The 9,887-nt window shown below is 68.0% G+C and carries 9 protein-coding genes and 1 pseudogene; 3 read left to right on the forward strand and 7 right to left on the reverse strand.

Annotated elements, in window-relative coordinates; genetic code table 11:
• The 7 genes and pseudogenes from rph to clpS all read right to left on the reverse strand — a co-directional run.
• Nucleotides 1-149: pseudogene (gene rph, locus Q1V78_RS03855) on the reverse strand (ribonuclease PH); the annotation flags it as partial.
• Nucleotides 150-170: 21 nt separating this feature from the next.
• Entirely contained in the window at nt 171-965 is a 795-nt protein-coding gene (locus Q1V78_RS03860) for an MBL fold metallo-hydrolase (protein WP_300611825.1), read from the reverse strand.
• 167 nt (nt 966-1,132) lie between these two features.
• Nucleotides 1,133-1,999, reverse strand: coding sequence for a glutamate racemase (murI, locus tag Q1V78_RS03865; RefSeq protein WP_300611809.1), 867 nt, complete (start codon nt 1,997-1,999; stop codon nt 1,133-1,135).
• Between the two features lie 109 nt (nt 2,000-2,108).
• Nucleotides 2,109-2,693: a rhomboid family intramembrane serine protease gene (locus Q1V78_RS03870; RefSeq protein ID WP_300611812.1), complete on the reverse strand. Its 585-nt coding sequence runs from the start codon at nt 2,691-2,693 to the stop codon at nt 2,109-2,111.
• A gap of 67 nt (nt 2,694-2,760) precedes the next feature.
• Nucleotides 2,761-3,930: a P1 family peptidase gene (locus Q1V78_RS03875; RefSeq protein WP_300611814.1), complete on the reverse strand. Its 1,170-nt coding sequence runs from the start codon at nt 3,928-3,930 to the stop codon at nt 2,761-2,763.
• Between the two features lies 1 nt (nt 3,931).
• The gene (locus Q1V78_RS03880; protein ID WP_300611817.1) at nt 3,932-4,606 is read right to left on the reverse strand and encodes a DUF2017 domain-containing protein; all 675 of its coding nucleotides are present in this window, start codon (nt 4,604-4,606) and stop codon (nt 3,932-3,934) included.
• Between the two features lie 38 nt (nt 4,607-4,644).
• Entirely contained in the window at nt 4,645-4,950 is a 306-nt protein-coding gene (gene clpS, locus Q1V78_RS03885; RefSeq protein ID WP_210398509.1) for an ATP-dependent Clp protease adapter ClpS, read from the reverse strand.
• A 202-nt stretch (nt 4,951-5,152) separates the two neighbouring features.
• On the opposite strand from clpS, the gene Q1V78_RS03890 reads away from it, so the two are divergent.
• The 3 genes from Q1V78_RS03890 to Q1V78_RS03900 all read left to right on the forward strand — a co-directional run.
• Nucleotides 5,153-6,490: a nicotinate phosphoribosyltransferase gene (locus Q1V78_RS03890; RefSeq protein WP_300611828.1), complete on the forward strand. Its 1,338-nt coding sequence runs from the start codon at nt 5,153-5,155 to the stop codon at nt 6,488-6,490.
• A gap of 81 nt (nt 6,491-6,571) precedes the next feature.
• Nucleotides 6,572-8,575: an ATP-dependent DNA helicase gene (locus Q1V78_RS03895; RefSeq protein WP_148792544.1), complete on the forward strand. Its 2,004-nt coding sequence runs from the start codon at nt 6,572-6,574 to the stop codon at nt 8,573-8,575.
• Nucleotides 8,576-8,724: 149 nt separating this feature from the next.
• Nucleotides 8,725-9,887 (forward strand): AMP-binding protein (locus Q1V78_RS03900; RefSeq protein WP_300611823.1); only part of this gene is annotated, 1,163 nt, incomplete at its 3' end.

The following is a 9,887-nucleotide window of genomic DNA, read 5'->3' on the forward strand; positions in this document are numbered from 1 at the left end:
GTGCACATCACCCGGGTGTTTCCGAATTCGACGAGCACGCTGCCTGCCGGGTTGGTGGTGAACCGGCGGGTGATTCGGATGTCGCGCAGCTGGTCGACGCTGCGGCCATCGGCGCGGGTATGGGTGCTTTGTTCTGGCGTATTAGACATGCCAGCCAGTGTAGCGGGCGCTTAGTGCTGCTCGCTGATGCGCAGACCCGGCCGGGCGACCTCGATCGGCCCCGTGTAGTGGCGGGCGGCCGCGGCGACGGTGGCGGCCTTATCCCCCCATGGCGGGATGTGGGTCAGCATGAGACGGCCCACGCCCGCTGCCTGGGCGGCCTCGCCGGCCTCCGCGCCGGAGAGGTGCATGCCCTCCGGCATGGTCGCTCCCCCATCGCCCCAGGTCGCCTCGCAGACGAGGACGTCCGCCCCCGCGGCGATGCGCGCCAGGGCCGGGGTCGGTGCGGTGTCGCCGCTGTAGACCACGGAGAAGCCGGAGGAGTCCTCGAAGCGGATGATGTAGGCCTCGGTGGGGTGAATGGCGTCTACGGCATAGATCCGCAGGTCACCGATGGTGTGATGCGGCCAGGTCTCGGCGTCGAAGTCGCTCTCCGGCCCGACAACGTGGTCGAGGACCTCGAAGGTGTCGGTGAGGTCGTCCGGCGCCTCCGGGGAGTCGGCGCTGGCTTGCCCGATGTGCTTGGCTGCGATGCTCGGCCCGATCAGCTTGTGGCGGGTGCTCGCCGGCGCGAACGGGTGGTAGCGGCGCCACACCAGCAGGCTCGGGACGTCCGAGCAGTGGTCGGCGTGCATGTGGGAGAGGACGACGTGGCAATCGGAGGGGTCGATGCCCTCATAGCGCTGCATCTGCTTGAGCACCCCCGAGCCCAGGTCCACGACCACGCCCTCGCCCGCCGCGCTGCGCAGGAAATACCCCGAGGCCGCGACCGAGGGGCCGGGCACGCTTCCGGAACAACCCAACACAAGCATCTCCATAAGTGGACATTGTTTCACGACGCCCGGCGTTTTTCGATATTTGGGCAAGCTTTAGATCAGGTTTCGTTCAGCGGGGCAGTTTCCGGGCTATCCAGGACCGACTCCGGGGCGGTTCCGTCGCGCCCCAAGGGCTAGAATAGGCGTTAGCGCAGGGACTAGCGCAGCAGCTCCGGGATCTGCGACACACTCGTGATCTTCGGCCCCAAGAAGCGCTGTGCGAGTTGCGCGAAGCGGTGCGGGTCCCCGGTGGATTCGAAGGACAAGGTGGCCTGACGCTCCGGGTCGTTATCCGCCAGCTGCCCGCTTTCCGCCAGCGTGCGGTAGACCATCTTCGCGGTCTCCTCCGCGGAGTTCACCAGCGTGACGTCCTCCCCCATGACGAACTGCACCACCCCTGTGAGCAGCGGGTAGTGCGTGCACCCCAGCACCACGGTGTCCACCCCGGCCTCCTTCAGCGGCTCGAGGTAGCCCTCCGCCAACGCGTGGATCTGGCGACCCGAGGTGATCCCCCGCTCCACGAAGGGCACGAACTGCGGGCATGCCTGGGCGACGGCGGTGACGTCCGGACTAGCGGCGAAGAGGTCCTGATAGGCCCCGGAGGTCACCGTCGCCTGCGTCCCGATCAGGCCGATGCGGTTATTCCGGGTCGCGGACACGGCACGGCGAACCGCGGGGAGGATGACCTCAACGACCGGGATCGGGTAGCGCTCGCGGGCGTCGCGCATGAAGGCGGCGGAGGCGGTGTTGCAGGCGATGACGATCATCTTCACCCCGCGGGAGACCAGCTCGTCAGCGACCATCCGGGCATACTCGCGAACCTGCGCGATCGTCTTATCCCCATAAGGCGAGTTCGCGGTATCCCCGATGTAGATGATGGATTCGTGCGGCAGAAGATCCACGATCGTGCGCGCCACGGTGAGCCCGCCGACCCCGGAGTCGAAGATCCCGATGGGCGCGTTGTTGTGGGATTCCTGCTCCGGGCCGCTGCCTGCCGCGCTGCCGCCGTCCGCCTGCTCCGCCATGTGCTTACTCGGTCCTTCCTTCGTCGTTCTCGCTGTTTTAGTTTAATGACGTCGCTCACGGCCCCAAGCATCCGTGCGCCGGCCGCGTCCTGGGGTTGGTTGGCCGTGGCTACATGCCGAGGGAGGCACGGCCTGCGGTGCGCACGGCCCGCGTGGCGGTGGGCATCTTCGGAATCAGCCAAGCAGCGAGGATTCCGGCCAGCGCCCCGCAGAGGTGGCCCTGCCAGCTGATGGCCTGGTTGGTGGGCAGGATTCCGGTCCACAGGGAGCCGTAGAGCACCAGGACCACGACCCCACCGGCAAGCTGGCTGAGCTTCTTGGTGAAGAGCCCACGGGTGATGAGGAATGCGACCCAGCCGTAGATCATGCCGGAGGCGCCCACGTGAACGGTGCCCGCGCCGCCAATAAGCCATGTTCCGGCCCCGCTGGCGAGCAGGATGATCAGGGAACTGCGCCAGAACGCGCGTCTGCCCGACCAGCAGATCATCGTGATGAGCACGACCGCGGTCATGGAGTTGGCGATGAGGTGGTCCCAGCCACCGTGCAGAAAGGGCGCAGTGAACACGCCCAGAAGGCCGTAGGGGTCGCCGGGCCGAATGCCGAAGGCGTTGAGGCCGTAGCCCAGCATCATGTTGATGACCTGGACAATCCAGGCGACCCCCACGAGCCGCAGGGCGAAGGCGAGGTTCTGCATGTTCAGGCTCCTGAACTTGAGGGATGGCACCACCCCGGCGCGGTGGCGGGGCAGGCCGTGGGATTCTTTAACCGCCCACGATACTGCGCCAGGAGGGGTGCTCGTAGGCGGGCTCGGCCGCCAGCACGGCGTGCACGATGGCGCGCTCCACGCAGTTGGCGGCCGTCGCGGCGAGCACGGACATGCCCACGGCGTCCACGCTGCCGCTACGGGTGCCGGTGGCCAGCCCGAAGAGGGTATCCCCGTCCATGGGCATGTGGGCCGGGCGGATCGCGCGCGCCAGGCCGTCGTGGGCGGAAAGCGCCAGGCGCTTGGCCTGTGCCTTGGTGAGCGGGGCATCCGTTGCGACCACGCCGACGGTGGTGTTGAGCTGCGGGCTATCGCCACCAGACTGCCCGTCGCCGGGTGCGGGGAACTTGGTGCCTGCGAGGTTCATTCCGCTCAAGCGTTCCGCGGCCTCCTCGGAGACCGGCGTGGTCGACGCCGCGCCGAACTCACCGGCCAGCTCCGAGTCGAAACCCCACAGCCGCCCCGTGGCCGGGTTGAAGACCGCACCCTGCGGGTTGACGACGATGCCCACAGCCACCGTCGCCCCACTGAGCGCCGCCGGCTCGCCCGGCAGTTCCGGGAGCACCGCGCTGGCCTGCCCGAACCCGCCCTTCAGGGCACCGGCGGAGGCGCCCAACCCCGCGCCGAGGTTGCCCGATGCGGTAGCGGCGGCAAGTGCGGAATCATCGCCGCCCTGCCCGGTTGCTGATTCCTCATCGCGGGCGATGCTCGCGCTGCGCAGTGCAGCGTCGGTGGCCGCCGCACCGGTCGCCGCGGTCGGGCGGGAGTCCCAGCGGCCCAACAGCAGGTCGAAAATCACCGCACCCGGCACGATCGGCACGATCTTCTCGGGTGCCTCCTCCCCCAACACGGGGAAGCCGATGCCCGCAGCCTCCAGGGCGCTCATCGCACCGTCGGCGGCGGCGAGGCCGTAGGCGGAGCCGCCGCACAGTGCGATGGCGTGAACCCGGTCGACCGTATTGTGTGGCTCCAGCAGATCCGTCTCGCGGGTGCCGGGCCCGCCACCCCGGACGTCGACCGAGGCAACTGCCCCGGCGGGTACGGCGATAATCGTGGCCCCAGAGTCTCCAGCGCCACCCTCACTGATCGCGTGGCCCACGCCGAGGCCACGGACGTCCATAAGCGAGTTGCTGGGCCCCGGCTGGGCGCCGAACAATTCGGCGGACATCCTAAAACTCGCCCGTCGGGCGACCATCTGGGCCGGGCTGCCCCTTCGGCCCCTGGCCACTGCCGTCGTCTGGGTTCTGCGGACCGTCAGCGTCGGGGTTGTCCATCATCTCCGCCGGCGGCTCCCCCATCATCGCGCGCAGCAGGCTGTCCTGGTGGAAAGCCAGCCAAGCGATCAGTTCCTTGGCTGCCTCAACGCGGTCCGGCCCCTCGGCGCCGTGCAGCGCGGGCTGGCAGAGCTCGTAATAGTAGTTCCGCACGTCGTTGATAGCCGAGAGCCAGGGCTGGACTTCCTCCTGGCTCAGGGTGATGTTCACCGAGCCGTTCGGGCCGATGTGCTCTGCGATGAGCGCGAGGTTCATCAGCTTATTTTTGATGATCTCGGTCTCGTTGAGCTGCCGGGTCAGCGCGGCATCTCCCTCGACTTCCTCGGCGCCGTCTGCGAAGAAGTCCGGCAGGATTCGGGCAAGCGCCGGGCTGCTCGGTCGCTCCGAGTGGCCGCTGGCCATGCCGGTCAGCTCCGCCAGCTCATCCTTCGGCGCGGTGCGCACCCGCTCCATCAGGGCATCGGCGACGGTGGCGGCGCAGTTACCCAGGGTCTCCCGCTCCAGGGGGTTGAGCTGGGTGACAAAGCGCGTGCCACGCAGCATGCCGGTCTTCTTCTTCCACGGTTCCATCGGTGGGGAGTCCTCCTCGCCTCGCGGGTGTTGTTGTACTAGCCCGCCGCCTGCTCCATCGTGGCCCACAGGCCCGCTGTGTGGAGCTTCTTTACATCTCCCTCGACCTTATCGCGCTCGCCGGACGAGACAACGGCCTTGCCCTCGGTGTGAACCCGCATCATCAGCTCGGTGGCTTTCTTGCGGGAGTAACCGAGCACGGTTTCGAAGACGTAGGTCACGTAGCTCATGAGGTTGACGGGATCGTCCCAGCAGATGCACTGCCACGGCAGATCGGCATCCGTCAGGGTCTCGGGTTTTTTCTCCGCAACTGGGGTTGCGCTTGGTGCAGCCGGGGAAGTCATGTCACCAAGGATACCGTCGCCACGCCGGGGCGGCGAAGGCATCGTGGCGGAATTTTTCTTTGCCTGTCCGCACCGGTCGCTAGAGTGTGAGTATTCGCCGGGGCCACTCATCGGCCACGGCACCACTTGAAGAAGAAAACGCGTAGGGATCCACTTGTCTTCCACAGCCCAGAACCCACAACAGGACGCCGCCTACGGCTCGATCGGCCACCTCGACCCTTACCTTTCCGCGCCGCGCTCCTCCGCGCTGCTCACCGACAAGTACGAGCTGACCATGCTGGAAGCCGCGCTGCAGGACGGCACGGCAGAGAAGCAGTGCGCCTTCGAGGTCTTCACCCGCCGCCTTCCCAACGAGCGCCGCTACGGGGTCGTCGCCGGCACCGAGCGGGTCCTCCGCGCGATCCGGGACTTCGTCTTCACCGAAGCCCAGCTGGAAAACCTGGACTTCCTGCAACCCGAGACTCTGGAGTACCTGCGCAACTACCGCTTCCGCGGGCAGGTGGACGGCTACCTGGAAGGCGAGGTCTACTTCCCGCACTCCCCGATCCTCACGGTGCGCGGCACCTTCGCCGAATGCGTCATCCTGGAGACGGTGATCCTCTCCATCCTCAACGCGGACTCCGCCGTGGCCTCCGCGGCCGCCCGCATGGTCACCGCCGCCAACGGCCGACCCATCATCGAGATGGGCAGCCGCCGCACCCACGAGTACGCCGCGGTGTCCAGCGCCCGCGCCGCCTACCTCGCTGGCTTCGACGCCACCTCGAACCTGGAGGCAGCCTTCCGCTACAACATCCCCGCCTCCGGCACCGCGGCGCATGCCTGGACGCTGCTGCACACCCACCCGGACGGAACCACCGACGAGGAGGCCGCCTTCCGGGCGCAGATCGCCGCGCACGGCGTGGGCACCACCTTGCTGGTCGACACCTATGACATCGCCGAAGGCGTGGAGACCGCCATCCGCGTGGCCGGCCCGGAGCTCGGCGGGGTGCGCATCGACTCCGGCGACCTTGGTGTGCTCGCCCAGCAGGTCCGCGACCAGCTGGATTCCCTGGGCGCCCACAACACAAAGATCATCGTCTCCAGCGATATGGACGAATTCTCCATCGCCGCGCTGCGCAGCGAGCCGGTGGATGGCTTCGGTGTGGGCACCTCCGTGGTCACCGGCTCCGGGGCGCCGACCGCCGGCCTGGTCTACAAGCTCGTCGAGGTCGAAGGAGCACCGGTAGCCAAGCGCTCCCGCGGCAAGGACTCGCGGGGCGGGGCGAAGGCCGCTATCCGCACCTGCCGAGACACCGGCACCGCCGTCGAGGAGATCACCTTCCCCTTCGGCGAGGCCCGCCCGGATACCGGCATCCTCGATGCCATCGAGCTTTCCGTCCCACTCATCCGCGATGGCGAGCCAGTGGATGGCCTGCCGACCCTTGAGGACTCCCGCCAGCTGCTGGCCGATCGGTTGGTCTCCCTACCGTGGGAGGGCCTGGCCCTGTCCCGCGACGAGCCGGTGATCAGCGTCCGCCACGTACCGCGGGCCCAGAACTAGCTGACCGGCAATCGGCCCGGTCACCCCTTTCCCAGCCCGGCCACCAGTACCTTTCCCGTTACTCGTAGAAGAAGTGCTCCCGTGAGTTCCACCCAAGACCTCCTCGCCGCAGCCGTCAGCAACATCGGCGGCGCGCCGCGCCCCGGCCAGCAGAAGATGGCCGATGCCGTCACCGAGGCCATGGAACAGTCCACTCATCTGGCCGTCCAGGCGGGCACGGGAACGGGCAAGTCCCTGGCCTACCTGGTCCCGGCGGCGCGGCACGCCACCCAGACGAACGTCCCCGTCATCGTCTCCACCGCAACCATCGCCCTGCAGCGCCAACTGGTGGAACGCGACCTCCCCCGCCTCGCCGACGCCCTGGAGGAGCACCTCCCCCGCCCATTGACCTCCGCGATCCTCAAAGGGCGCAATAACTACCTCTGCCTCAACAAAATCAACGGCATCGGCGACGAGGCCATCCCCGAGGCAGAAGAGGACGCACTGCTCGACCCCTCCCAGATCTCGAAGACGGGAGCCCAGGTGGCCCGCCTGCACGAGTGGGCCCAGGAGACCGAGGACGGCGACCGCGATAACCTCGACCGCGGCGTGTCCGACACCGCCTGGCGGCAGGTCTCCGTCAGCTCCCGGGAGTGCGTAGGCGCGAGCCGCTGCCCTTTCGGCGACCAGTGCTTCGCAGAACGGGCCCGGGCGGAAGCGGCGGAGGCGGACATCGTCGTCACCAACCACGCACTGCTGGCCATCGACGCCCTCTCCGACGTGCCGGTCCTGCCGGAGCACGACTGCGTGGTCATCGACGAGGCCCACGAGCTTGAGTCCCGCATCACCTCCACAGCCACCGCGGAGCTCTCCCCCACCAATATCGCGATCCTCGCCAAACGCACCGGAAAGATCGGCCCGGACGGCACCGGCGATGCGCTGACAGAGGCTCTCGACGAGTGGGTCACCGCCCTCGACGGCGCGATCGCCACCGACGGAGATCGGATCGTCGGCCGGTGGACTGGCGTCCCCAACGGCCTGGAGGTTCCCCTCGGCGTGCTCAAGGATGCGGCGTGGAAAACCAACCGACAGATCAACTCGGTACCCGCCGGCGAGTTCGCCAACGACCCGGCGAAGGCCGCAGAGCGCCAGGCCCTGCTCGTGGCCACCGAGGAGCTGAACGATACCTGCGTGCGCGTCCTCGAGGCCTCCACCGCGGATGCCGCCGCGGATCAGGAGGACCTGCTCGGGGAGGACGTCGTCTGGCTCTCTGCCGACGGCAACCGCAAAGTCGTCCGCGTCGCACCGTTGTCCGTCGCCGACCTGCTGCGGCAGCGGCTCTTCGCGCAGTCCACGGTGATTCTGACGTCCGCGACCCTCGCGCTGGGCGGGAAGTTCACCGCCATGCTCGCCCAATGGGGTGCAGCGAAGGACACGAAGACCCTCGACGTGGGCACCCCCTTCGACGCCCGGACCCACGGCATCCTCTACGTGGCCCGCGACCTCGCCGCCCCTGGGCGCAGTGGCCCATCGAGCGGGTTCATCGACCACGCCGCCCAGCTCATCAACGCCGCCGGTGGCCGCACCCTCGGCCTGTTCTCCTCCCGCCGGGCGGCCGAGGAGATGGCGGATCAGCTACGCAGCGTGGTTCCATACGAGATCCTCCTGCAGGGTGAGGATTCGATGTCCAGCCTCGTGGAGAAGTTCCGGAAGGACGAGTCCGCGTGCCTCTTCGGCACCCTGGGGCTGTGGCAGGGTGTGGACGTGCCCGGCTCCGCGCTGCAACTGGTGCTCATCGACCGCATCCCCTTCCCCCGCCCAGACGACCCGCTGAAGCAGGCCCGCAAGGAGGCCGCAGACAAAGCTGGCCGCAGTGGCTTCATGGAAGTCGCTGCGACCCACGCCGCGCTGCTGATGGCGCAGGGGGCTGGACGGCTACTGCGCAGCGTGGACGACCGCGGCGTCGTCGCCGTGCTGGACTCCCGGCTGGCCACCGCGCGCTACGGCTCCTTCATCCGCGCCAGCATGCCACGGTTCTGGGAGACCTCGGATCTGGATGTGGCGCGCGGGGCGCTGCGCAGGCTGAATGCGCAACCCGGGAAATAGCGCACCGGTAGCTCTGGTGAATTCGGCCTAAAACCCGTGGCGTGGCGTTTATCATGGTGCCAACTGCGGTTACCGCTTTAGGCGGGCCCGCAACGATATTTGCCTCGTATAGCGCGCGATCACCCGATGGCGCTTAGGAAGGACCAGCCATGCCAGTTCAGAGCACGCGGGAGAACATCCAGATCCCCGACGTTGGAATCTACGAATTCACCTTCGGCCAGCTGGATCCTGCAGACGAGGACAAGGTCGCGATCATCGACATCGCCGATGGCTCGGAAACCACCTACCAGCAGCTGCGCAGCTACATCAACAGTGTTGCCGGCGGGCTTTCCCACCTAGGGATCCGCGCCGGCGACGTGGTCGCACTGCACTGCCCCAACTCCCTGGCCTTCGTCGTCTACGCCCACGCCGTCTGGCGCCTGGGCGCGACCCTCACCCCGGTCTCCCTCCTGGCGGACGAGGCCGCCATCACCCGGCAGCTGCAAGACTCAGGCGCGCGCATGCTCGTCACGCTGGCCGCGATGGGCGATCACGCCGCCCAGGCAGCTCAGGCCGCCGGGTTCAGCGAGGAACAGGTCCACCACCTCGACCGCAATTCGGGAATGCAGCAGATGCTGGCCGAGCGGCGCCACGCGCCCGAGGACATCAGCTTTGACCCCGCGACCCACCTGGCCGTCCTGCCGTACTCCTCCGGAACCACCCAGGATCCGAAGGGAGTGCGCCTCAGCCACCGCAACCTGGTCGCCAACGTCTCCCAGGCCGCGGATCAGGACCTGGTGACCCGGGAGGACGTCGTCTTCGGGGTGCTGCCCTTCTTCCACATCTACGGGCTCACCGCGCTGCTGAACCTCGCTCTGAAGCAGCGCGCCACGCTGGTGACCCAGCCGCGTTTCGAGCTGGGCAGCTTCCTCGCCTCCCACGAGCGTTTCGGCGTGACCTTCACATTCATCGCCCCACCCATCGCGGTGCTGCTAGCGAAGCACACACAGGTCGAGGAGTTCGACCTGAGCAGCCTGCGGGCCGTGCTCTCGGGTGCTGCGGCGTTGGATACCAGCCTCGCGGAGGCCGTCCAGGAACGCCTGGGCGTGGACGTCTACCAGGGTTTCGGGATGACCGAGTCCTCCCCGGTCACCCACCTGAACCTGGACATGAGCGTGCCGCGCGGCTCCATCGGGCTGCCAGTGGCTAACACGGAGCACAAGCTCGCGGCCGTCGAATCGGGAGAGGAGATTCCGCGGCCGAGCAACGGGCACTCGGAGGTCGGCGAGCTGTGGGTGCGTGGCCCCCAGGTGATGCTCGGCTACCTGAACCG

The sequence above is a fragment of the Corynebacterium sp. genome (assembly GCF_030152825.1).
Taxonomy (GTDB): domain Bacteria; phylum Actinomycetota; class Actinomycetes; order Mycobacteriales; family Mycobacteriaceae; genus Corynebacterium.

What these genes read in the sequence shown, in the direction of transcription:
- murI (WP_300611809.1), bottom strand. Translation starts at nt 1,999, where the DNA reads ATGGCGGAGCAGGCGGACGGCGGCAGCGCGGCAGGCAGCGGCCCGGAG.
- Q1V78_RS03870 (WP_300611812.1), bottom strand. Translation starts at nt 2,693, where the DNA reads ATGCAGAACCTCGCCTTCGCCCTGCGGCTCGTGGGGGTCGCCTGGATT.
- Q1V78_RS03875 (WP_300611814.1), bottom strand. Translation starts at nt 3,930, where the DNA reads ATGTCCGCCGAATTGTTCGGCGCCCAGCCGGGGCCCAGCAACTCGCTT.
- Q1V78_RS03880 (WP_300611817.1), bottom strand. Translation starts at nt 4,606, where the DNA reads ATGGAACCGTGGAAGAAGAAGACCGGCATGCTGCGTGGCACGCGCTTT.
- clpS (WP_210398509.1), bottom strand. Translation starts at nt 4,950, where the DNA reads ATGACTTCCCCGGCTGCACCAAGCGCAACCCCAGTTGCGGAGAAAAAA.